The following is a 23384-nucleotide window of genomic DNA, read 5'->3' as shown; positions in this document are numbered from 1 at the left end:
TACAAAAATGTAACTTGTATGATAGCGCTAATAATGGTTAAATGAAAGAGTAGGATAACTAAAGTTGTCGAAAAGGATAACTTGATTAAAAGGAGATGAGGAGAAGGGTTATGAAAAAGAAAAAAATAATGATTATTGTTGGAATAGTTGCTGTGGTGCTTATCGGTCTATTTATTCTTCCTAATTTATTTGGTGGAAAACCATCCGCTAGTTCAGATCAGAAAGCGGCTACGGAAGATCTAGGTATCGAATACTTTGAAGTTCCAGATATTGAACAAGTCTATATCAATGGTGTAGTACAACCGGAACAGGCAGAAGCTTTTTCAAAAGATGCAAAAATGACAAGTACACCAGAAATCAAAGTAAATAATGGGGACGTTGTCGAACCTGAGACAATATTATTTACCTATGAAGATAAAGAAATCACAAAAGAAATCGAAGCGCAAAATAATACCCTAAGTAAACTAGCGACAAAAAAACAGAATATTTATAAGAAATGGAATCGAGCAATCGATACTTATAATAAAACAAAAGAAGAAGACCGAACAACAAACGGAGCCGCGATTGATGAACAACATCAAGCTGAGGTCGATGGCGTGGATGAAGAAATTTTGTTTTCAAATGAAACGGTAGCTGACCTGTCTACCAAGCAATTTATCTCTACCAAAGCAAAATTCAAAGGCCGCGTTTCTATCCCAGAAGTAAAGGATGAAAATGCCCCTGTTCTTCGATTAACATCAGATGGTCTATACGTTGCTGGAAAAGTAAATGAAAAAGATTTAATGAAAATCGCTGTTGATCAAAAAGCAAATCTTTCTGTTGTTTCAAGTGGCACTACAGTAACTGGAAAAATTTCGTATATTGATGACAATCCGCCAGAAGCTAAAGCAACTCAAGGTGAGAGCAGTAATGCTGAAGGATCGATGTCCAATTATAATGTAAAATTATCGCTTGATAGTTTAGAAGGAATAAAAAATGGCTATCATATGCAAGCGACGATCAATTTAGGAGATAGTAAACCAATCGAGGTCCCTAAAAAGGCAGTTCATGAACAAGATGGTAAAAAATATGTATTGGTCAATGACTTTGGTTCTGTAATTCGCCGTGATGTACAAGTTGGTGAAGAAAAAGGAGAAAATACAATTATAAATTCAGGATTAGAATCTGCAGATCGAATAATTGTTTCTTCTAAGAAAGAAGTCAAAGAAGGCGATTTAATTGGAGAAGGCACAGATGAATCGGGAGAAGCAGCGCCAGCAGCAAAAGAATAGGAGGAGCAGACATGATACAACAAGAGCAAAGCCCGCGACCTCTTATTCAGATGCAAGCAATCAATAAGTATTTTCCTGTTGGGAAAGAAAAATTGCAGGTTTTAAAATCATTGGATTTGACGATCAATGAAGGTGAATTTATTATGATCATGGGAAAATCTGGAAGTGGGAAAACCACCTTGATGAATATCATTGGATTTTTAGATCGAGTGTCTGATGGAAATTATCTTTTCAAAGGAGAAGATGTTTCAACTCTTTCAGAAAACAAGAAATCAGAATTCCGTAATGAATATTTGGGTTTTATTTTCCAACAGTTCTTTTTGATCAATTCGCTGAATGTTAGTCAGAATGTGCAGTTGCCTTGTGTTTATGAAGGCAAAAAAAGCAATGATGAAAAGCGCAAGATTGCTGAAAAATATCTAGAGTTGGTTGGTTTAGGGGCAAAAACAAAAGCAAAAGTGAATGAATTATCTGGTGGGCAACAACAACGTGTAGCGATTGCGCGTTCTTTAGTCAATGATCCACTTTTGATCATGGCTGATGAACCTACAGGAGCATTGGATAGTGAGACGGGAACAGAAATCATGGAGTTATTGACTGAACTGAATCGTCAAGGAAAGACGATCGTAATGGTTACTCATGATGCCGATATGAAGAAATATGCCACTCGAGTGATTCATATGAAAGATGGACGCTTTCTTGAAGAAGAGGTGATTCGATGATTTCAAACCTATTGATTAGTACACTTTTAAGTTTGCGTGCGCATAAATTGCGCGTTTTTCTAACGATGATTGGTATTATCATTGGAATTGCTTCTGTTGTGACAATTTCAACCCTTGGTGAAGGGATGAAAAAACAAGTAATGTCGGCAACGAGTGCAATGAATACGGATGTCGTTAAGCTCCATTATACCATGCAAGATGAAAGTGCTTCGGGAATGATGAGCTTTGAAGAACCTGATTATAGTTTTTCAAGAGTTGATATGAAAAAAGTCAGAGATATCGATGGTATCGAAACGATTTATCCTCAATATGGCGATGGTGTGATGGGGGATAATTTAACAACTGAGTTGGATTATTTTGGTGCCAAGGCAAATTTAATGGTCACTTCAAACAGGGGCAACAACAAAATAAAATATGGTCGTGATTTCGATGATCGAGATATCAATAAAGATGTGATCATCTTAAATCATGATACGTTTGATATGAGTTTAAAAATGGATGATCCAAGTGAATTGATTGGTAAAGCAGTTGCAATCAATGGTTATATGTACAAAGTAATCGGTATTTTAGAACCATTTGATTATGACTCATTAGATAATACTGAGGCAATGTCTTTGGATTGGAATACTGTTTCAAGCAGTTTTGTTTCAAGAAGTTCTTATAATAAATTGGCTAGCTCAAAGTCAATCAGCGGAATTAATTTTAAATTAAAAGAAGGTACGGATAAACAAACTGTGATTGCTCAAGCGGTTACGATTTTAAGTGAAAATCATCCAGATGTTAAAGGTGTGTTCAAAGAAAATGATCTAGAACAAAAGAACCAAAAGCAAATGGAAGACGCTATCGGAGGAATGACGATGTTCCTGATGGCTGTCACAGCAATTTCTCTATTAGTTGGAGGAATTGGTGTAATGAATATCATGTATGTCTCTGTAACGGAAAGGAAACGAGAAATCGGGATTCGTAGAGCAATTGGAGCAAAACCGCGAATGATTTTAATGCAATTTTTATTAGAAGCGGCATTTATTACGTTGTTAGGTGGATTGATCGGTGTGGGAATAGGTTACCTGCTTTCTACACTCGTCGGTGGCTTTGTAGATATCGTACCAGTCATGACTCCAGCAATTTTTGCGATTTCCACAGTGGTTTCTATTTTTACAGGCGTTGTTTTTGGGATTATTCCTGCGATTAGTGCGTCAAGAATGGATCCAATCAAGGCTATTTATAATTAAGTAGCTTAGTTAATAGCTAAAAAAAGATGTTTGAATAGCAGATTCAGCATCTTTTTTTATTTTAAAATATTATTTAAGAAATAATTGGAGTATTATATTCATTTTATTCGATAATTGGTATAGAATAAGTGGTAATCAAGTGAGTGTATTTTACTTCTCAATTGGTCTAGGTAAATAGAATTTACTTCTATTCAGTCTTATCTATAAGAGTGATGAACGAAAAAAGTACATTTGCTTGCTGAAATCAGTAGAGATGTTTAGAATAAATATAGGGAGACATTCGGAGGGGGAAGACGAATGGAAAAGTTTCAATTATCGGAAGATGTATATGTGAGAACGGTTGCGTTGCGTGTGAAAGATGTAGAAAAAATGGTTCGTTTCTACAAAAATGTGTTGGGGTTTATTTTGAAGTTGGAAGAAAATAATTTATCTATCTTTGGTTCACAAAAAAAGGATAGTAGATTGCTGATATTAGAGGAAACAGATCCAGATGAGGAGCAGGTAGTCTCTTTAAACAAGGCTATTTGTTTATCATTACGAATTCCGACTAAGGAAGAATTTGGCAGTCTTTTGAGAAGAATTACAGCACATAATTATCCTATCGATAAATCAGTACAGCGAGGAAATCGGAAAAGTATCTTTTTGGAAGATCCCGAGGGGAACGAGCTAGAAATTAGTTATCAAAATTCAGTGGATCAAACTGTAGAAGTAGCTGAATCACTAGATATTCAACCCTTGATACAAGAAAGCAATGTATTATATTCAAGCCTTTCAGCAGACGTGGTCTTTGATCGAATCAAGCTACGTGTAGAAAACAAGTCAGAGCACTTAACGTTTTATCAAGATGTTTTAGGAATGTTTTCTGAAGATGTTTCAATGGGGAAGCTGTCGATGAAAAATGGTAATTTTGAGATTTACTTGGCAGATTCTGTCACACAAAATGAGAACAAACTAGAGAGTGAAGAATGTTTGGGAGTAGATTTTTTCGTTTTAGGATTAGAAACTGAAACTGAAATGAAATTACTTAAGCAGCATTTAGAAAATAAACAGCAAAAATTTTTTGTTGATAAAAAATTAACCATTTTAACCATTTATGATCCAAGTGACATTGAATGGTGGTTTGTGCGAAACTAGTTGAGAAATAAGAATAAAATCAATGAGGAAAATGAATGATGTATAAAGAAACAAGCAGAAAAATCAAGACTTTGATGAATGAGGGGGTTTTTCCTGGTGTTAGTTTTTCATTTATGACGGATACAGCATCCGAAGATCATACCTGGGGAAATGCTCAACTTATACCTGCAGTCGAAGAGCTAAAGCCTTCGCTGCTTTTTGATGTTGCCTCTTTGACAAAAGTGATTTGTACAACAACAGTGGTCTTACAATTGATGGAAGAGCAGATTATCGAAATTGACGCACCTTTCAAAAATTATTATCCAGTATTTGAAGATCAAAAAATAACGATTCGACATCTATTGACTCATACATCTGATATTCAAAGTTATATTGAAAATCGAGATGCTTTATCGAAAAGTGAATTGCAGCAGGCCTATAATCTGGTTCGCTCAGGGGAATCTTTAGGAAAAAAAGTTGCCTATACAGATACTGGGACGATTTTATTGGGATTTATGTTAGAAGAATTGCTAGATAAAGACGTCATTGAAATTTTTAAGGAACGTGTTTTAGACCCCTTGGATATGACGGATAGTTGCTTTTTACCTTCAGATCCATCCAAAACCGTACCAACAGAAAACCACCCTGTAAGAGGCGTGATTCGCGGACAAGCTCACGATCCAAAAGCGTTTGTTTTAGCAGAACATGCTGGCAATGCTGGTTTATTTACTAACTTAGCTGATCTTAAAAAATTCACCTCAATGTATTTGAATGAAGGTCTGTATCAGAAAACGAGAGTATTAAGAAAGCAGACAGTTCGTTCGTTGTTGGCGGATCAAACACCAGATAAGTGCGGACATCGTTCTTTAGGATGGGATTTGAAAGCTGATTTAACAGGAAGGCCGTTTTTATTTCATACTGGGTATACAGGAACTTTTTTGCTAATTGATCTAAAAGAAAAAGAAGCGTTTATTTTTCTATCTAATCGAGTTCATCCTATAGATGAGAGAGCAACGTACATTGAAAAAAGAGATGAATTGATTGACATTTATTTGAAAGAAAAAATAGCAAACAAAGATGAATCGCTTTCTTTTTAGTGGTATAATTTACGAGTATAAATGGAAGGGAGTCTCTAAACTATGCAGCAACCTTTATTTCTAAAACCAGTATTCCAAGAAAAAATTTGGGGTGGAGATCGTTTACACACTGTATTCGGTTTTGACTTACCAAGTAATAAAATCGGAGAAGACTGGGCAATCAGTGCTCATCCTCATGGTGTTAGTACTGTGGAGAATGGTGAATTTTCTGGGCAAAAACTCGACGAACTTTGGGCAAATCACCGTGAACTGTTTGGTCATGCCAAGGGCGATGTTTTTCCTTTATTAACCAAAATTTTGGACGCGGAAGATGATTTATCTGTGCAAGTGCATCCAGACGATACTTATGGATTGGCTCATGAAGGCGAACTTGGAAAAACCGAGTGTTGGTATATTATCGATGCTGAACCAGGATCTACGATCATTTATGGACATAATGCCAAGAGCCGTGAAGAACTAGAAGCAATGATCAAAGAAGCACGTTGGGATGATTTACTGAAAAAAGTTCCAGTTAAAAAAGGTGACTTTTTCTATGTGCCAAGTGGAACGATCCATGCAATCGGTAAAGGGATCATGATTTTAGAAACACAACAAAGTAGTGATACAACGTATCGGGTGTATGACTACGATAGAAAAGATGATCAAGGCCAAACGAGAGAACTGCATATTCAACAATCTGTGGATGTTACGACAGTTCCAGCTAAAGAGGCACAATTATCGATCCAACAACAAAACCAAGGACAATCAAGTATTATTACCTACTTGAAAACACCTTTTTTCAATGTATATGAATGGCAAGTTAAAGGTGTATTGAATCTTAAAAAAAATGCGCCGTATACATTAGCAACAGTCATTGATGGTGTCGGTCAGTTGATTATTGAAGAGGTTGAGACGGTTAAAACTGAAAGCTATGAATTAAGTAAAAGAACAAGCTTTATTTTACCGAATGATATCGCAAAATGGCGTATCGAAGGAGACTTGACGATTATTGCTTCAGAACCTGGTGTAGATGCCTAAAAATAGACAAAAAAGTGTTAGGAAAAAATCCTAACACTTTTTTTATTTAACAGTCAATATCTCTTGTGGGACCTCAAAGGGTTCGTTGTATTTTTTTTCTAAGGCAGTTTTGATCAAGCGAACGCCTAGGTTCTCATTACGAGCAAGAATCGGTCCGTGGAAATAAGAACCAAAAACATTCTTGTAGATCACACCTTCAGAACCGTCTTCACTATTATTGCCTTTTCCCTTGATTACATTCCCTAAAGGACGCTCACCTTTTCCGAGAAAAGTTCGGCCATTATGATTTTCAAAGCCGTAATACGTTTCATTGAATTCTTCATTATGAATGACAATATCACCAATGTAGCGGTTATTATCTTGGCTTAACGTATAGTGATCCAAAGCACCGATTCCATGGATTTTTTCACCTTTAGCCCCCATGTAATAGTGACCTAACAATTGAAAACCACCACAAATTGCTAACATTACGCCATCATTTTCAATATACTCAGTCAAATCTTCTTTTTTAGTTTGGATATCTTCAGAAATGATCAGTTGCTCAAAATCTTGACCACCACCAACGAAAACTAAATCATATTTATTCGGGTCAAAAGGTTCATAAATACTGATAATCTCAGAACGAAAGGTGACATTCATTTTTTCAGCAAGGTATTTTAACATTAGTAAATTACCATTGTCACCATAAGTATTTAGTAGATTTCCATATAAATGGCATACAACTAATTCTTTAGTCATTGTTTTTACCTCATTCGTATTTTATTTTTTCAGAAGATCATAAGACAAAAGTGTTTCACACCGCTGCACAACTATTTAATATAACCTTGAGCAGTTAGTAGTTTTCGTAACTGTAAAACTGCCGTATACGTAGCTAAAATATAAACACGTTCTGTCGGCAATTCTTTGATTGCCATGATCACATCCTCAAGATTAGGGATTTCTTTTAAATTATCTTCAGAAATTCCAGCAACTTTTAGTCTTAAAGCCATATCTGTATGGCGGTCACCACCAGCAATCACTTCGGGAATGTCCATTTGAGCAAACGACTCATGGTCACCGTCCCAGATCCAGCTAACATCGATACCGTCTGCATAATTCGCATTTAATAATGAGACAAGTGAGAAAGAATAAGGAGCAAGGCCCATCATGTCGATCACTTGATTTAAACCAACTGGGTTTTTAACTAAAATCAACGTGCATAATTTACCATCAATATTAATGGTTTCTTGGCGACCAAATACTTTTTCATCATAGCTTAGTCCTGCTTTGATTTTTTCCGGCGCAACACCGTAATACTCTGCAACAGCCGTAGCAGCCAAGGCATTGTAGACATTGTACATTCCCCCAACAGCAATGCTATATTCAGAACCATCAATGACAAAATCAGCGGAAGTATTATCCATTGCAACCATCTCGGTAAGTTGAACATCTAGTTCAGGACGATGGAAACCACAGTTTGGACAATAATATTTTCCAAGATTAGCATAAGTAATCATTTTATAATGTAAAATATGGTGACATTTTGGGCAAAGTAGTCCATCTGTATTGTAATGAGCCATTTGCTCTTTATCTGGCTCATGATTAAACCCATAGTATTTTCTCGGATTGATCGTTTCAACTGAGTTGAAGATCGGTGAATCACCGTTACATAGGATTGGAGCATTAGGAGCAGCCGCTGCACCATCTACAATCAATTTGTAAGTAGTGTAAATTTCACCGTAGCGGTCCATTTGATCTCGAAAAATATTTGTAAATAAGAATAGTTTTGGTTCGATATATTTTGTAACACGACTCAAACTAGCCTCGTCGATTTCTAAAACGGCAAATTTCTTTTTTGCTTTTTTATTTTTGGCAGATAAGAAGGTTGAAACGATTCCTTGTTCCATATTCGCACCTGTTGGATTCGTCAATACATGATCAAATTCTTGTCTTAAAATATTTACCGTTAAAGCAGTGGTCAATGTTTTTCCATTCGTACCAGTAACAACGACGATTTCATAATCTTTTGCTAAGGTATCCAAAATTTTTGGATCGATTTTTAGTGCTAGTTTTCCAGGATAGCTGCTGCCGCCTTTGAAAAAAGTTTGTAAAACCCATTGAGAAGTTTTTCCAGCGGCTATCGCTACATGACTTCTAATTCCCATAAAGTAGTGCCCTCCAATTTATATCAACAATCAAAAATTAAATTCAATAATAAACTCAATCTATAATACCACAATTAAAAAAAAAAATTAATTGCTTTTACTCTTTCTTACTATTATTAGGGGAAAATAAAAATTAGGCAGTTAGGTTCAAAAAGAACACAACTGCCTAATAAATCGCTGCTAGTTACTTCGCATCAATATAGCTATACAATGTATATTTTGAAATATTGAAAAATCCAGCTACTTTGTCGCCTGATTTTGTTACCAAAAAGGCTCCTTTGCTATTTAAAAACTGGATGCATTTGATTTTATCATCTTTTGTCATCAATGGAACAGGTTTGCCAACTAATTTCACTGATTCATCAATCAAATCATCTAAGAGTTCATTGATATCTTGAGGAATATAATCTGGTTCTTTCTCATCCTCTTTTTCATCGATTGAAACAAGTGATTTTAACGTTGATTCGGCCGCAATCAAAGCGGTGATGTCATAATTGATAGCAAAAATTCCATCTAAGCTACCAGATTTATCTTTGAAATAAACGGTGCTTGACTTTAAAATACGACCATCATGTGTTCGCGTCAAATAATTGACGTGATCGATCAAATCAGCTGGATCTTTTTTTAACGCCTCTAAAACAACTTGAGAAGGTCCATCTCCAAGCTGACGTGAAGAAACATGACCATTTTCAATAGAGACGATGGTATTGTTAACATTGTTTTCATTGATTTTATGAATAACGATTTCACAATTTTCACCAAATTGACCAGCCAAAGCTTTAGCAACTTGAGTCAGAAAATTTAATTTTTCATCGGAAAGCATAATGTCACTCCTTTCTATCTTACAGAGTTTATCTTTTAAGTAAATTAAATGATACTTTAGGCTTGGTTTCGCTTGTTTTTACAATTTTAAGAAAATAACAGATATATATATAGACATTTTTAGAGAAAAATGGTTATCTATAATTCGCTTCGTGTGTAATAATATCATGCAGTAAATCATAATACAAGACAATGGGCGTTTTGCACTAAAAAATATTTTTTAGGTAGCATTGTTTTTTTTTAGGTAAGGTGGTATAATTTAATCGAGTTAGGGGAAATAGTTCATTATGAGTACGATTGCAAGCGCTTTTTTTAACGTGAGATCAGAATATGTAAATTGTTACTCAGATAACGAGTCGTTCGTGAATGTTTGAACTATCCTTTATGTAAGCGATTTCTATTGTCGGCAAAAAATAAAAGGAAACTATAGGAGGGCAATGATGTTATTAATTGGAAATGGACGGCTGATCACACGAGACAAGGAAGGGACATTTTTTGAGAACGGTTGTGTAGCGATTGAGGGTCAGAAAATCAAAGCAGTAGGAGCAACAACAGATTTACGCAAAGAGTTTCCCAAAGCTGAATTTATTGATGCCAAAGGCGGCGTGATCATGCCAGGATTTATCAATATGCACAATCATATCTATAGTACATTCGCTAGAGGATTAAGTATCAATAACTATCATCCTAAAAATTTTATGGATATTTTAGAGGGACAATGGTGGCGTATCGATCGAACCTTGAATTTAGAAGATTCTTATCATAGTGCAAAAATTGCTTATCTAGACAGCATCAAAAATGGCGTAACGACGGTTTTTGATCATCATGCGAGTTATGGAGCGATTGAAGGCAGTTTAACGCAACTTTCTAATGCCGCCGATGAACTGGGAGTTCGTACTTGTTTATGTTATGAAGTATCCGATCGAGATGGCGAAGCGAAAATGAAAGCAGCAGTTAAAGAAAATGCTGATTTTATCAAGACAAGTGGTGAACGCCGTGATGATATGCAAAAAGCGATGATGGGGATGCATGCAGCCTTTACGTTATCAGACAAATCGTTAGAACATTGTGCTGCTTATACGCCAGAAGGAGTTGGCTATCATATCCATATTGCAGAAGACATCGCTGATGTATACGATTCACTTGCAAAATATGGAAAACCAATCGTAAATCGTTTATATGACTTGGGTATTTTAGGGAAACAAACAATGGCGGGGCACTGTATTCATATCAATCCTCATGAAATGGAACTATTGCGAGATACCAATACAATGGTTGTAACAAATCCAGAATCAAATATGGGAAATGCTGTAGGCTGTCCGCCAGCAATGCGGATGCTTAATGAGTATGGCATTTTAATGGGACTGGGAACGGATGGTTATACGAATGATCTTACAGAATCATACAAGGTAGGAAATATCATTCATAAACATCATTTAGCAGATCCGAATGCTGCTTGGGCGGAAATTCCACAGATGTTATTCAATAATAATCCACAAATGGCAAATCGCTATTTTGAAAAAAAACTTGGCGTTTTAGAAGCAGAGGCAGCAGCAGATGTGATTGTATTGGACTATAATGGACCAACACCAATGACAAAAGACAACTATAATGCTCATATTCTATTTGGCATGAATGGTGGAGCCGTTACCGATACGATTATCAATGGCGAAATTCGTATGAAAAATAGAGAAGTACAGGGCGTTGATGAAGAAAAAATCTGGCATGATGCGCAAGTACAAGCACAATCGCTTTGGACAAGAATCAATAGCTAGTGATTACTAGCTTAGAAAAATAAAAAAGGAGTGACAAACATGAGTGACATCATGCACCCGATTTCGATCGATGGGTTATTGAACTGGATCTTAAACGAATATAAAAATGAATCAACAATTTTTGGTGTAAGAAAGTTTTATAAAGCTGATCCCAGTAAGACAATGCCTTTATTTGGTGAAAAAATGGAGACACCTTGTGGCCCTGCTGCAGGACCACATACCCAGTTATCTCAAAATATTATTGCCTCTTATTTGACCGGTTCACGTTTTTTTGAAGTTAAAACAGTTCAAGTCATTGATGGAGAAGATTTACCAGTAAGCAAGCCATGTATTACAGCAGCAGATGAATGTTACAACGTAGAATGGTCAACTGAATTGCGTGTTCCTCAAGCTTACGACGAATATGTCAAAGGGTGGTTTGTTTTAAAACTACTTAGTAAAGAACTTGGTTTAGGAGACCCAGATGGTTTTATTTTCAACATGAGTGTTGGGTATGACTTAGCTGGTATTCAGTCGCCAAAAGTTGATAAATATATTACAGATATGCAAGATGCTGAAAATACACCGATTTGGCAAGAATGTAAAGCAGCTGCTTATAAATACCTACCTCAATTCAACTCTATCGACAAAGAATTTATCGAAGGAATCAGTCCAAATGTATGTCGTTCGATCACACTTTCTACGCTCCATGGCTGTCCATCAGACGAAATCGAGCGAATCACAACGTATTTATTAGAAGAAAAAGGGTTGAATTCATTTATTAAGTGTAATCCAACTATGCTTGGTTATGAGTACACACGTCAAACAATGGATGAACTAGGTTTTGATTATATGGTTTTTGATGATCATCATTTTGTAGCAGATCTACAATTTGAAGATGCGGTTCCGATGCTAAAACGACTACAGACTTTAGCAAACAAGAAAAGGTTAAACTTTGGCGTGAAAATCACGAATACTTTTCCTGTTGGGATTGCTGAAGATGAATTGCCTGGGGATGAAATGTATATGTCAGGACGTTCATTATTCCCATTGAGTATTTCCTTAGCTAAAAAATTGTCGGATGCATTCGATGGGAAACTACAAATTTCTTATTCTGGCGGTGCAGATATTTTCAATATTAAAGACATTTTTGATGCGGGGATTTGGCCGATTACGATGGCTACAACATTATTGAAACCAGGTGGATATCAACGCATGAACCAAGTAGCGAATCTGTTAAGTGAATCAGAATATCCAACGCAAGTACGTGTTGATTTAGATAAACTGACAGCAATCGTTGAAAAAGCAAAAACACAAGGTCGCTACAAAAAATCAATCAAATTACCTGAAAGTCCTAAGCTACGTACAACCGTTCCATTAACCAATTGCTACACAGCTCCTTGTCGCAGTGACGGTGGTTGTCCAATCGATCAAGATATTCCAGCCTATCTTCGTTACGTTAGCGAAGGCAACTATTTGGAGGCCTTGAAAGTGATCGTGGATAAAAATCCGTTGCCTTTCATAACGGGAACAATTTGTGCTCATCCTTGTATGACAAAATGTACCCGTCAGTTCTATGAAGGATCGATCAAAATTCGTGAGGCAAAACTGGAAGCGGCTGAACATGCTTATGACGAATTAATGGCGACGATGGAAAAACCAGTTCGAAAGGAAAATGCGCCTAAAACGGCGGTTGTAGGTGGTGGACCAGCTGGAATCTCTGCTGGATTCTTACTTGCTCGTGAAGGAATGCCAGTTACTATATTTGAAAAAGCAGATACGATCGGCGGAGTTTGTAGTCAAATCGTACCAGAATTTAGAATTTCAATGAAATCTGTTCAAAACGATGTTGAAATGGCTAAATTTATGGGAGCAGAATTTAAGACTGGGAAAGCTGCACCGAGTATTGAAGCATTACGTGAACAAGGCTATACCAATGTTATTTATGCAATCGGTGCATGGAAACATGGGAAGCTAAGATTAGAAGCAGGTGAAACGTTAAACTCGTTAGAATTTTTAAAAGCCAATCGCGAAAATCCTCAAGTTAATCCATATGGTGAACAAATCGTAGTGGTTGGCGGTGGAAATACTGCGATGGATTGTGCTAGAGCTGCGACTACTTTGCCTGGAGTGAAGAAGGTTTCTGTTGTTTATCGTCGAGACAAACGTAATATGCCTGCTGATGAGGAAGAATTGTACTTCGCGTTAGAAGATGGTGTGGAATTCTTAGAGCTATTGTCACCAATTAAATTGGATAATGGGCTGTTAACTTGTGAAAAGATGCGCTTAGGTGAACGTGACAGCTCTGGTCGTCGTAAACCTGTTGCTACGGGCGAATATAAGGAAGTTCCAGCAGATACGGTTGTTGCTGCTGTAGGTGAAAAAGTTGATACAGACTTCTATCAATCAATTGGGATTACAACTGATCAATATGGGAAAGTCGTGTCAAATCCAGCAACGTTAGAAACAAACTTAAAAGATGTTTATGTGATTGGGGATGCTAATCTAGGGCCGGCAACCATTGTGGAAGCCATTGCTGACGCAACGAAAGCTGCAGGAAATATTTGTCAAATCCATAATGATCATTATGAACAAACAAATCTAAACGATGATTTTACAGCTGTGCGTAATAAACGAGGCCTACTAGAAACAAATGAAGCATTGTGCGGCCAAGCAAGCAATTGTTTAGAATGTTCAACGATCTGCGAATCTTGTATGGATGTTTGTCCAAATAGAGCCAACATTGTTGTAACAGTCAAAGGGCAACCACAAATTGTCCATGTTGATCGCATGTGTAATGAATGCGGCAACTGTGAAACGTTTTGTCCTTATGCAAGTGCACCATACAAAGATAAATTTACGCTATTCAATACGGAAGCTGATTTTCAAAATAGTACGAATTCAGGTTTTTACGTTATTGACCCAAGAGAAAAAATTTGCCTGGTTCGTTTATGGGGCAATACATCAACGGTTCATTTAACGGCACAAGGAGCTGCTATTCCTGCAGATATCATCGAATTGATGGATACGATGATCGAAGAATACGAATACTGTATGCAAATGTAAAAAGACATGAGTTGCGCAAAACCAACTTCTGAAAAATGGAGGTTAAAAAATGTCTATTCTTTTAAAGGGCGGAATCGTAGTTTCCGCTAAGGGTCGCCGTCAATTAGATGTACGAATCGACGGTGAAAAAATCGTTGAAATGGGTACCCATTTAAAAACAGAAAATTCTACAGTCGAAGACGTGACAGAATGTTTTTTACTGCCGGGATTTATCGACGCCCATACTCATTTAGAATTAAACAATGGGAAAGGCTCAATGGGGACTGCAGATAATTTTTATACGGGAAGTAAGGCAGCTGTTGCTAAAGGAACCACTGCAGTGATTGATATGGCGACACCAAGCAAAGGCAGTTCATTAAAAGACTGCCTAGCTGCTTGGGATCAATTGGCAAAGGGAAATAGTTCTTGTGATTATACCTATCATATGTCAATCATTGAGTGGAATCCCGCTATCAAGGCAGAAGTCAAAGCAATGATCGATGCTGGGATTACTTCATTTAAAATGTATATGGCCTATGACAATTTAAGGACAACAGATGCTGAAATATTTGAAGCAATGAATGAGATTCATAAGTACCAAGGAATGTTAGGTATTCATTGTGAAAATGGTGATATGGTCAATGAAATGATCGCTCAATTTGTAGCGGAAGGGAAATTATCACCTCATTATCACCCTTTAACAAGACCTGATTCAGTTGAAGCAGAAGCTGTAGAACGGTACTTAATGATTGCAGATTTAGCAAATTTGCCCGTTAACATTGTTCATTTAAGCACAAAACGATCTTTAGAAGCTGTAAAACGAGCGAGAGCACGAAATCAAAAAGTCTTTGTGGAAACATGTCCGCAATATTTAGTATTGGATGAACATTTATATGATGGTCCTGACTTTGAAGGAGCGAAGTATGTGTGTTCACCACCATTACGTAGTATTGGTGATCAACAGGCTTTATGGGATGGTGTGATCGATGGTCAAGTCAATACGATTTCAACGGATCATTGCAGTTTTAATTTTGAGGGACAAAAGACGATTGGCAAAGAAGATTTCAGTAAAATTCCTAACGGGATGCCGGGTGTCGAAACTCGTCCTGAGTTGATCTATACGTATGGTGTAACGACTGGGAAAATCAGTTTAGAGCGGATGGTTGGTCTGATTTCAGAAGACATTGCCAAACAGTTTGCCTTATATCCACAAAAAGGCATTATCCAAGCTGGCAGCGATGCAGATATCGTCATTTGGGATCCCAAAACCACAGGCGTTATTTCAGCTACAACTCAACTGCAAAATGTAGATTACACTCCTTATGACGGGATGCAAACAAAAGGCAGCGCGAAAGCCGTTTATCTAAGAGGGCAAAAAGTGGCTGAAAATGGTCAAGTGATCGCAGAAAAACAAGGAAAATTTATTTTCCGGAACATCTCCAAAAATAACTAAGGGAATCAATCAACCTGTGTTGATTTAAATAAATAGATGGAGGGGAAAATTTTTTGGAAAAAATAAAATGGACGGCAAATGAAATGCCCAAAACAGATGATCAGTATTTATCACTGATGTCAAAGGAAGCAATCGAAAAAGCCTTAGCTTTTCATCGTAGTTTCCCTCAATACAATCAGACGCCATTGGCTGAATTAAAACAGATGGCTCAACATTTAGGATTAAAGGATTTTTTTGTTAAGGATGAATCCTATCGTTTCGGTTTAAATGCCTTCAAAGTGCTCGGCGGCTCGTTCGCTATGGCAAACTATATTGCTGAAAAACTGGGGAAAGACGTAGCAGATTTGACGTATGATGTTTTAACATCCGATAAACTACGGGAAGAATTTGGGCAAGCGACGTTCTTCACTGCGACAGATGGAAATCATGGACGCGGCGTTGCTTGGGCAGCAAATAAATTGAGACAGAAATCAGTCGTTTTGATGCCTAAAGGCTCAACACAAACCCGAAAAGAAAATATTGAAAAAGAAGGCGCTAAGGTGACCATTGAAGAAGTCAATTACGACGAATGTGTGCGGATGGCTAACAAGATGGCAGAAGAAACTGAAAACGGTGTCATGGTACAAGATACTGCTTGGGATGGTTATGAAAAAATTCCAACTTGGATCATGCAAGGATATGGCACGATGGCGTTAGAAGCATCTAAACAATTAGAAGAAGCTGGAAACAAGCGCCCAACACATGTGTTTGTGCAAGCGGGTGTTGGTAGTTTAGCGGGAGCAGTTGTTGGCTATTTTGCTAATCTTTATCCCGATAATCCACCTAAAATGATTGTAGTCGAAGCGCAAGTAGCAGATTGTTTATATAAATCAGCAATCGAAAAAGATGGCCAAATTCGTTTTTTAGAAGGTGATTTACAAACCATTATGGCAGGCTTAGCCTGTGGTGAACCAAATACGATCTCATTCGATATTTTAGAAAATCATACTTCAGTCTTTGTTTCAGCACCAGACTGGGTTTCAGAAAAAGGGATGAGAATGCTAGGTGCGCCACTAAAAGATGATCCTCAAGTCATCTCTGGAGAATCAGGAGCGGTCGCAATGGGCTTAGTAGCAACCGCGATGCAAGATCCTGAATATAAAGAATTACGTGATACGTTAGAACTAGACGAAAATTCAACTGTTTTAATGTTCTCAACAGAAGGCGACACAGATCCAGATAACTATAAAAAAATCTTATGGAGGTAATATAAATGGATTTCAACGAAATTAACAAAGCAGCAGAAGGTTACAGAGAGGACATGATCAAGTTTTTACGTGATCTAGTTAAAATTCCAGGAGAAAGTGCTGAAGAAGGCGCTAAAATGGATCGTGCGAAAGCCGAAATGACAAAATTAGGTTTTGATAAAATCGAAGTAGATCCTCAAGGTAATTTACTAGGTTATATGGGAACAGGGAAAAAATTGATCGCATTTGACGGTCATATGGATACGGTTGGTATCGGTGAAATGAGTAACTGGGAATTTGATCCATATGATGGGTATGAAACAGATACAGAAATTGGCGGACGTGGTACTTCTGACCAAGAAGGCGGAATTGTTTCAGCTATTTATGGTGTCAAAATCATGAAAGATTTGGGACTATTAACCGAAAAATATACAGCTTTAGTAACCGTAACTGTTCAAGAAGAAGATTGTGATGGTTTATGCTGGCAATATATCATCAAAGAAGATGGCATCCGTCCAGAATTCGTTGTGTCAACTGAACCAACCGATGGCGGGATTTATCGTGGTCAACGCGGCCGAATGGAAATTAAAGTAGAAGTCAAAGGTGTTTCATGTCACGGATCAGCTCCAGAACGTGGCGATAATGCAATTTATAAAATGGCTGACATTTTACAAGACGTTCGTGCCTTAAACAATAATGGGGACACAGAAAGCACTGTTATCAGAGGCTTAGTCCGTATGCTTGATGAAAAATACAATCCTGAATGGAAAGAAGCACGTTTCTTAGGCAAAGGAACTGTTACAGCTTCACAAATCTTCCATTCATCACCAAGTCGTTGTGCGGTGGCAGATGGCTGTACAGTGTCATTAGACCGTCGTATGACTGCTGGTGAAACATGGGAAAGTTGTTTAGAAGAAATCCGCAACTTACCTGCAGTTAAAAAATACGGAGATGATGTTGTCGTTTCAATGTATGACTACGATCGTTCATCATATACTGGTTTAACCTATCCAATCGAATGTTACTTCCCAACTTGGGTCATTCCAGAAGAACATGGCGTAACAAAAGCCCTGATGGAAACACACAGAAATCTTTACGGTGAAGAACGTAAGGGATCAAAAGAAACGATCGACATGCGTAAAGCGCGTCCGTTGTTAGACAAATGGACATTCTCAACAAACGGAGTATCCATCATGGGTCGTAACGGCATTCCTTGTATTGGCTTTGGACCAGGTGCTGAAGCACAAGCACATGCGCCAAACGAAAAAACTTGGAAAGATGATTTAGTTCGCTGTGCAGCTGTTTATGCCGCATTACCAACTGTCTATTGCGAAAATAACTAATCATTATTTTGACTAGTTATAGTGAATGATCAAAGGGAAAAACGAACTGCGATGCGAATGAGTAAAGGTCATTTGCATCGTAGGGATCGTATTAATAAACTTTAAGGGAGAAATGACATGGAAACTTTTAACGATTATATTGCAAAATTGGACAAATTAGAATTTGATAAAATGTATGAAAACGACTTTTTCTTAACATGGGAAAAAACCCGTGATGAATTGGAAGCTGTTTTTACAGTAGCTGATACTTTACGTTATTTACGTGAAAATAATATTTCAACAAAAATCTTCGATAGCGGTTTAGGTATTTCATTATTCCGTGATAATTCAACAAGAACTCGTTTTAGTTTTGCTTCAGCTTGTAATCTTTTAGGGCTAGAAGTTCAAGATTTAGATGAAGGAAAAAGCCAAATTTCTCACGGGGAAACAGTTCGTGAAACAGCGAACATGATTTCATTTATGGCTGATATTATCGGGATTCGTGATGATATGTATATCGGTAAAGGAAATACGTATATGCGTGAGGTTTCTGAATCTGTACAAGAAGGGCATAAAGATGGCGTGTTAGAACAACGTCCAACATTAGTCAACTTGCAATGTGATATCGATCATCCAACTCAAGCGATGGCAGATGCTTTGCATTTGATCCATGAATTCGGCGGCGTTGAAAACTTGAAAGGTAAAAAAGTTGCGATGACTTGGGCTTATTCACCTTCATATGGTAAACCATTATCTGTTCCTCAAGGAATCGTAGGTTTGATGACACGTCTTGGTATGGATGTTGTTTTAGCTCATCCAGAAGGCTATGAAATCATGCCGGAAGTTGAAGAAGTTGCGAAGAAAAATGCAGCAGAAGCTGGCGGTTCATTTACTAAAACAAACAGTATGGCAGAAGCTTTTAAAGATGCCGATGTTGTATATCCTAAGAGCTGGGCTCCCTTTGCGGCTATGGAAAAACGGACACAATTATATGGTGAAGGCGATCAAGCGGGTATCGATAAATTAGAAAAAGAACTACTTGCTCAAAATACCAACCATAAAGATTGGGAATGTACAGAAGAACTAATGAAAACAACAAAAGATGGCAAAGCACTATACATGCATTGCTTACCTGCCGATATTACTGGTGTGAGCTGTGATGAAGGCGAAGTTGAAGCTTCTGTCTTTGATCGTTATCGTGTGGAACTGTACAAAGAAGCAAGCTACAAACCATATATTATTGCAGCAATGATTTTCTTAAGTAAAGTGAAAAGCCCACAAGCAACATTAAAAGAACTTGAGAAAAAAGCAACTCCAAGAGAAGTCAAATAACACTTTATTGAACTAGGCATGAAGTGAGATGCTTTCTTTATTGATGATGATAGTCGTAAGTAAAATAATTTGTTCTCTTTTCAAAAAGACAAATGAACTGATTTTAAGACCTTTCCAAGTCCATTTATGAATACTATCAGTTAAGGATAAAACTGTCTTAAAATGAATCTGCTGTCCACAGATTCTGACCACTTCATGCAAAATTCAGTTTTTACTTAACAATCATTGATGTGATTTATTGGGAGAAAGCATCTTACTTTTAAAATAATCAATTAAAAGAATCATTATAAAACAGAACACGAGGTGAATGGCTGAATGGTAAAAAGAGTTGTAGTTGCACTTGGCGGAAACGCATTAGGGGATAATTTAACAGAACAAATGACAGCAGTGAAAGAAACATCTAAAGCCATTGCAGATTTGATCGAGGCAGGATACGAAGTGATTTTGTCTCATGGTAATGGTCCTCAAGTTGGGATGATCCAGTTAGCGATGGAAGAACTGTCGTTAAGTGATCCAAGCAAATACCCGACGATCCCACTGTCCGTTTGTGTGGCGATGAGTCAAAGCTATATCGGCTATGATTTGCAAAATGCTTTACGGGAAGAATTATTGAGTCGTAACTTAGAGCAACCGGTTGGAACTGTGATCACACAAGTAGCTGTCGATCCGAAAGATCCAGCATTTGCTCACCCTGCTAAGCCGATTGGTCGCTTTATGTCAAAAGAAGAAGCAGATGCACTTGTGAAAGAAAAACAAGTGACAGTCGTTGAAGATTCAGGACGAGGCTATCGTCAAGTTGTGGCCTCACCAAAACCAAAAGAAATCGTTGAAATCAAAACGATCACGTCTCTGATCAATTCAGGTCAAACCGTGATTGCTTGTGGTGGTGGTGGTATTCCAGTTGTGAAAGAAGGCAATCATTTAAGTGGCGCTGCAGCTGTAATCGATAAAGATTTCTGTAGCGAACTATTAGCTGAAATGGTAGATGCTGATCTACTGATCATTTTGACAGCCGTAGAAAAAGTTTGTATCGATTTTGGAAAACCAACACAAAAGGAATTGAGTCAAGTATCTACAAGCGAAATGAAAAAGCATGCAGCAGACGGACAGTTTGCACCAGGTTCAATGTTACCGAAAGTAGAAGCGGCAATCCAATTTGCTGAATCAAAACCGGGTCGTAAAACATTGATTACCTTATTAGAAAAAGCCAAAGATGGAATCGTTGGGAAAACGGGTACGATCATTGAGCAATAAATGAAGCAAAATACGTAGGAGAAGGAGTGAGTTGATGACAAACAAAATGGTAAATTCAACAAATGCACCAGCAGCTGTAGGACCTTATTCCCACTCAGTTTTAGCGGGACAGACACAGTATATCTCTGGCCAATTGGGATTAGATCCTGTTAGTGGTGAAATGAAAGAAACTGTTGAGCAGCAAGCAGAACAAGCATTGATCAATTTAGGGGCCATCTTAAAAGAAACAGATATGACTTATGATAATGTTGTAAAAACAACCGTATTTCTAAAAAATATGTCAGATTTTGCCAAAATCAATGACATTTATGGTAAATACTTCTCAAAAACACTTCCTGCCCGTTCTTGTGTAGAAGTATGCGAATTACCTAAGAATGGACTTTTTGAAGTCGAAGCAATTGCCGTTAAAAATTAATTTCTGAGAAGTTTCTGATTCAAGAAAAAGGGTTGCGGATTTCAATACTCGGATAAGTGCAGTCCTTTTTAAAATAAAAAGTAAAGAAGGAAACTTGCCTATGAGTGAAAAAGAAGAAAAGGCATTGTTTGATTATGATGCCAAGTTATCGATCAAAGAAGCTGTTCCAATGGGCTTACAGCACGTAGTAGCAGCAGTTGTTGGGATCGTCACACCTGGAATTATGATTGCTAAAGTCTGCAATCTAAGTTCTGGAGATACGACGATCATGATTCAAACGTCACTGATTTTCTCTGCCGTAGCAACTCTGATTCAGCTTTTTCCGATTTTTGGAAAAGTCGGCTCTAGGTTACCTGTTATGATGGGTGCGAGTTTTGCTTATGTACCGATTTTAATGGCCATTGGTGGAGACTTTGGGATTGCCGCAATTTTTGGTGCTCAGTTGGTTGGCAGTATTTTAGTTATTTTAGTTGGACTCTCTATCAAAAAGATCCGAATATTGTTTCCGCCGCTCGTTACTGGTACGGTCATCTTGAGTATTGGATTATCGCTATTTCCAGTTGCAATCAAATACATGGCTGGGGGAGCTGGCAGCCCAGATTTTGGCTCAGCTCAAAATTGGCTAGTGGCATTACTAACTTTTGCAGTAGTTTTTTATTTTAACTATTTTTCAAAAGGGTTTCTTAAGCTATCCTCTATTCTAAATGGGATGATCATTGGGTATGTTGTTTCATTGATTTTAGGAATGGTCAATTTTGCTCCAGTCAAGGAAGCTTCTGTTTTTCAAATGATCACTCCGTTATACTTTGGTTTAGACTTTCAAATCGTACCGATTTTAACTTTAGTAGTGATGTTTATCGTTGATGCCGTTCAAGCAATCGGGCAGTTCACTGCCACAACAGTTGGAGCAATGGATCGGGAACCAACGGATCAGGAACTTTCTGGCGGGATTATAGGAAGCGGTTTCTCCAATTTTATAGGAAGCTTCTTTGGTTCTGTACCTGTTGCAACATTTGGTCAAAATGTAGGGTTAGTTACGGTGACGAGAGTAATCAATAAATATGTCATGGTTTTTGCCTCTGTTATTTTGCTGGTGGCAGGTTTTGTTCCAAAAGTTGCATCGATTTTGACGACAATTCCTTATGCTGTGATTGGCGGTGCAACGGTCTCTGTGTTTGCATCAATTTCAATGACTGGCGTTCGGATGATCGCAACGCAAGAATTAACTCCTAGAAATACGGGAGTTGTGGGAATTGCGTTAGCTTTTGGTATCGGAGTAACATTATCAGTTGGTTGTTTAAGTGGATTTCCACCTTGGGTAACGACTATTTTTGGTAACTCAGAAGTTATTTTGACAACGATTGTTGCAGTTATTTTAAATGTTTTACTTAAAGAGGAAAAGCAGCTAGCAATCGAATAACAATGAAGATTTTCTCCTTAAAAAAGATGCAAAAGATAAATGAATAACTTAATTTGTCTTTTGCATTGTTTTTATGAAGGCATCGATTTAGTAAAGGAAAATGCAGAATGAAGAATTTTTTTCTAGAAGGAGACAAATTCGTCGGCAAGTCCACATTATTACAAGAGGTAATCAGAGCTGTTGGGAAAGCCATCAGTGGTTTTTATGTGAAACGCAGAATGGATGAACAAGGTCAGATTGTTGGGTTTGAACTGAGGGCTGCAAAAGAATTACTTCAAAAAGAAGCCAATTTAGAGCCGATTGATGAACATTGTTTTATTCAAACTGAAAGCGGCAAACGAATAAGAAATCTGCAAGTGTTTGAAACATGGGGTATGGCTTTATTGGAAGAAGCGAAAACCAATCCAACTGATTTTATTTTATTAGATGAAATCGGAGGGATCGAATTACTATCACAAAAGTTCACAAACGAGCTTTTAACAACGCTACAACAACCGCAAAAAATAGTTGGGGTATTTAAGTCAGACATAAATTATCAAAGACAAAAGAAGCATACAGTTGAAGCGTTAGAGATAGGAAGACAACGAGCACAGCTAAAACAAACTATTCTCAAAAATGAAGGGCAGATTTTAGCATTAAATGAGCATAATTTTGCTGAAATCAAAAAGCAACTGTCTGAATTTTTAAAGAGATAATTTTTTTTGATGGTCGTTATCTTTTTAGAGTATAACGAAAGGAGGTTTTG

At 37.4% G+C, this 23384-nt stretch carries 19 protein-coding genes; 16 read left to right on the top strand and 3 right to left on the bottom strand.

Translation table 11 applies throughout. From position 1 onward, the window contains the following. Nucleotides 1-110 precede the first annotated feature (110 nt). The 6 genes from ATZ35_RS15820 to manA all read left to right on the top strand — a co-directional run bounded on the left by ATZ35_RS15820 (nucleotide 111) and on the right by manA (nucleotide 6452). Nucleotides 111-1271, top strand: coding sequence for an efflux RND transporter periplasmic adaptor subunit (locus ATZ35_RS15820; protein ID WP_208928085.1), 1161 nt, complete (start codon nucleotides 111-113; stop codon nucleotides 1269-1271). An 11-nt stretch (nucleotides 1272-1282) separates the two neighbouring features. Further along, the gene (locus ATZ35_RS15815; protein ID WP_086444196.1) at nucleotides 1283-1993 is read left to right on the top strand and encodes an ABC transporter ATP-binding protein; all 711 of its coding nucleotides are present in this window, start codon (nucleotides 1283-1285) and stop codon (nucleotides 1991-1993) included. After that, nucleotides 1990-3225, top strand: a complete 1236-nt coding sequence (locus ATZ35_RS15810; protein ID WP_208928084.1) for an ABC transporter permease — start codon at nucleotides 1990-1992, stop codon at nucleotides 3223-3225. The genes ATZ35_RS15815 and ATZ35_RS15810 overlap by 4 nt, the downstream gene beginning before the upstream one ends. Nucleotides 3226-3522: 297 nt before the next feature. Next, the gene (locus ATZ35_RS15805) at nucleotides 3523-4359 is read left to right on the top strand and encodes a VOC family protein (protein WP_208928083.1); all 837 of its coding nucleotides are present in this window, start codon (nucleotides 3523-3525) and stop codon (nucleotides 4357-4359) included. A 38-nt stretch (nucleotides 4360-4397) separates the two neighbouring features. Further along, a complete protein-coding gene (locus ATZ35_RS15800) occupies nucleotides 4398-5435 on the top strand; it encodes a serine hydrolase domain-containing protein (protein ID WP_208930517.1) in 1038 nt (345 codons plus the stop codon). A 42-nt stretch (nucleotides 5436-5477) separates the two neighbouring features. Further along, on the top strand, nucleotides 5478-6452 hold the full coding sequence (manA, locus tag ATZ35_RS15795) for a mannose-6-phosphate isomerase, class I (protein WP_208928082.1): 975 nt from the start codon (nucleotides 5478-5480) through the stop codon (nucleotides 6450-6452). 42 nt (nucleotides 6453-6494) lie between these two features. On the opposite strand, the gene ATZ35_RS15790 is transcribed toward manA, so the two are convergent. The 3 genes from ATZ35_RS15790 to ATZ35_RS15780 form a co-directional block, all read right to left on the bottom strand. Beyond that, nucleotides 6495-7190, bottom strand: coding sequence for a type 1 glutamine amidotransferase (locus ATZ35_RS15790; RefSeq protein WP_208928081.1), 696 nt, complete (start codon nucleotides 7188-7190; stop codon nucleotides 6495-6497). 71 nt (nucleotides 7191-7261) lie between these two features. Then, entirely contained in the window at nucleotides 7262-8596 is a 1335-nt protein-coding gene (locus tag ATZ35_RS15785; RefSeq protein ID WP_208928080.1) for a Mur ligase family protein, read from the bottom strand. Nucleotides 8597-8780: 184 nt separating this feature from the next. Further along, the gene (locus ATZ35_RS15780; protein ID WP_208928079.1) at nucleotides 8781-9419 is read right to left on the bottom strand and encodes a helix-turn-helix transcriptional regulator; all 639 of its coding nucleotides are present in this window, start codon (nucleotides 9417-9419) and stop codon (nucleotides 8781-8783) included. 439 nt (nucleotides 9420-9858) lie between these two features. Between ATZ35_RS15780 and ssnA the strand changes: the two genes are divergently transcribed. The 10 genes from ssnA to ATZ35_RS15730 all read left to right on the top strand — a co-directional run bounded on the left by ssnA (nucleotide 9859) and on the right by ATZ35_RS15730 (nucleotide 23334). Beyond that, complete coding sequence (gene ssnA, locus ATZ35_RS15775) at nucleotides 9859-11193, top strand: putative aminohydrolase SsnA (RefSeq protein WP_208930516.1); 1335 nt, start codon at nucleotides 9859-9861, stop codon at nucleotides 11191-11193. Nucleotides 11194-11232: 39 nt separating this feature from the next. Next, nucleotides 11233-14238 (top strand): putative selenate reductase subunit YgfK, encoded by a 3006-nt coding sequence (ygfK, locus tag ATZ35_RS15770; protein ID WP_208928078.1) that lies wholly within the window; start codon nucleotides 11233-11235, stop codon nucleotides 14236-14238. A 49-nt stretch (nucleotides 14239-14287) separates the two neighbouring features. Continuing rightward, nucleotides 14288-15670 (top strand): dihydropyrimidinase, encoded by a 1383-nt coding sequence (hydA, locus tag ATZ35_RS15765; protein ID WP_208928077.1) that lies wholly within the window; start codon nucleotides 14288-14290, stop codon nucleotides 15668-15670. Between the two features lie 53 nt (nucleotides 15671-15723). Next, nucleotides 15724-16917, top strand: a complete 1194-nt coding sequence (dpaL, locus tag ATZ35_RS15760; RefSeq protein WP_208928076.1) for a diaminopropionate ammonia-lyase — start codon at nucleotides 15724-15726, stop codon at nucleotides 16915-16917. A 5-nt stretch (nucleotides 16918-16922) separates the two neighbouring features. Then, on the top strand, nucleotides 16923-18239 hold the full coding sequence (locus ATZ35_RS15755; protein ID WP_208928075.1) for a YgeY family selenium metabolism-linked hydrolase: 1317 nt from the start codon (nucleotides 16923-16925) through the stop codon (nucleotides 18237-18239). 117 nt (nucleotides 18240-18356) lie between these two features. Next, on the top strand, nucleotides 18357-19550 hold the full coding sequence (gene ygeW / locus ATZ35_RS15750) for a knotted carbamoyltransferase YgeW (protein WP_208928074.1): 1194 nt from the start codon (nucleotides 18357-18359) through the stop codon (nucleotides 19548-19550). Nucleotides 19551-19865: 315 nt separating this feature from the next. Further along, nucleotides 19866-20804 (top strand): carbamate kinase, encoded by a 939-nt coding sequence (arcC, locus tag ATZ35_RS15745; protein ID WP_208928073.1) that lies wholly within the window; start codon nucleotides 19866-19868, stop codon nucleotides 20802-20804. 34 nt (nucleotides 20805-20838) lie between these two features. Then, nucleotides 20839-21219, top strand: a complete 381-nt coding sequence (locus ATZ35_RS15740; RefSeq protein ID WP_208928072.1) for a RidA family protein — start codon at nucleotides 20839-20841, stop codon at nucleotides 21217-21219. Between the two features lie 100 nt (nucleotides 21220-21319). Further along, nucleotides 21320-22639: a nucleobase:cation symporter-2 family protein gene (locus tag ATZ35_RS15735; RefSeq protein ID WP_208928071.1), complete on the top strand. Its 1320-nt coding sequence runs from the start codon at nucleotides 21320-21322 to the stop codon at nucleotides 22637-22639. 107 nt (nucleotides 22640-22746) lie between these two features. Then, on the top strand, nucleotides 22747-23334 hold the full coding sequence (locus tag ATZ35_RS15730; RefSeq protein ID WP_208928070.1) for a nucleoside-triphosphatase: 588 nt from the start codon (nucleotides 22747-22749) through the stop codon (nucleotides 23332-23334). Nucleotides 23335-23384 lie beyond the last annotated feature (50 nt).

Source organism: Enterococcus rotai, from assembly GCF_001465345.1.
Classification (GTDB): Bacteria; Bacillota; Bacilli; order Lactobacillales; family Enterococcaceae; genus Enterococcus_L; species Enterococcus_L rotai.
Note: the sequence above shows the minus strand (reverse complement) of the source record. Positions and strands in the feature narration are given on the sequence as shown.

Excerpts from the sequence above, each read along its gene's own strand:
- ATZ35_RS15735 (WP_208928071.1), top strand. The coding sequence starts at position 21,320 with ATGAGTGAAAAAGAAGAAAAGGCATTGTTTGATTATGATGCCAAGTTA.
- hydA (WP_208928077.1), top strand. The coding sequence starts at position 14,288 with ATGTCTATTCTTTTAAAGGGCGGAATCGTAGTTTCCGCTAAGGGTCGC.
- manA (WP_208928082.1), top strand. The coding sequence starts at position 5,478 with ATGCAGCAACCTTTATTTCTAAAACCAGTATTCCAAGAAAAAATTTGG.
- ATZ35_RS15800 (WP_208930517.1), top strand. The coding sequence starts at position 4,398 with ATGTATAAAGAAACAAGCAGAAAAATCAAGACTTTGATGAATGAGGGG.
- arcC (WP_208928073.1), top strand. The coding sequence starts at position 19,866 with ATGGTAAAAAGAGTTGTAGTTGCACTTGGCGGAAACGCATTAGGGGAT.
- ATZ35_RS15740 (WP_208928072.1), top strand. The coding sequence starts at position 20,839 with ATGACAAACAAAATGGTAAATTCAACAAATGCACCAGCAGCTGTAGGA.
- ATZ35_RS15790 (WP_208928081.1), bottom strand. The coding sequence starts at position 7,190 with ATGACTAAAGAATTAGTTGTATGCCATTTATATGGAAATCTACTAAAT.
- ATZ35_RS15810 (WP_208928084.1), top strand. The coding sequence starts at position 1,990 with ATGATTTCAAACCTATTGATTAGTACACTTTTAAGTTTGCGTGCGCAT.
- ATZ35_RS15820 (WP_208928085.1), top strand. The coding sequence starts at position 111 with ATGAAAAAGAAAAAAATAATGATTATTGTTGGAATAGTTGCTGTGGTG.
- ATZ35_RS15815 (WP_086444196.1), top strand. The coding sequence starts at position 1,283 with ATGATACAACAAGAGCAAAGCCCGCGACCTCTTATTCAGATGCAAGCA.
- ATZ35_RS15730 (WP_208928070.1), top strand. The coding sequence starts at position 22,747 with ATGAAGAATTTTTTTCTAGAAGGAGACAAATTCGTCGGCAAGTCCACA.
- ATZ35_RS15785 (WP_208928080.1), bottom strand. The coding sequence starts at position 8,596 with ATGGGAATTAGAAGTCATGTAGCGATAGCCGCTGGAAAAACTTCTCAA.
- ssnA (WP_208930516.1), top strand. The coding sequence starts at position 9,859 with ATGTTATTAATTGGAAATGGACGGCTGATCACACGAGACAAGGAAGGG.
- ATZ35_RS15780 (WP_208928079.1), bottom strand. The coding sequence starts at position 9,419 with ATGCTTTCCGATGAAAAATTAAATTTTCTGACTCAAGTTGCTAAAGCT.
- ATZ35_RS15755 (WP_208928075.1), top strand. The coding sequence starts at position 16,923 with ATGGATTTCAACGAAATTAACAAAGCAGCAGAAGGTTACAGAGAGGAC.
- ATZ35_RS15805 (WP_208928083.1), top strand. The coding sequence starts at position 3,523 with ATGGAAAAGTTTCAATTATCGGAAGATGTATATGTGAGAACGGTTGCG.
- ygfK (WP_208928078.1), top strand. The coding sequence starts at position 11,233 with ATGAGTGACATCATGCACCCGATTTCGATCGATGGGTTATTGAACTGG.
- ygeW (WP_208928074.1), top strand. The coding sequence starts at position 18,357 with ATGGAAACTTTTAACGATTATATTGCAAAATTGGACAAATTAGAATTT.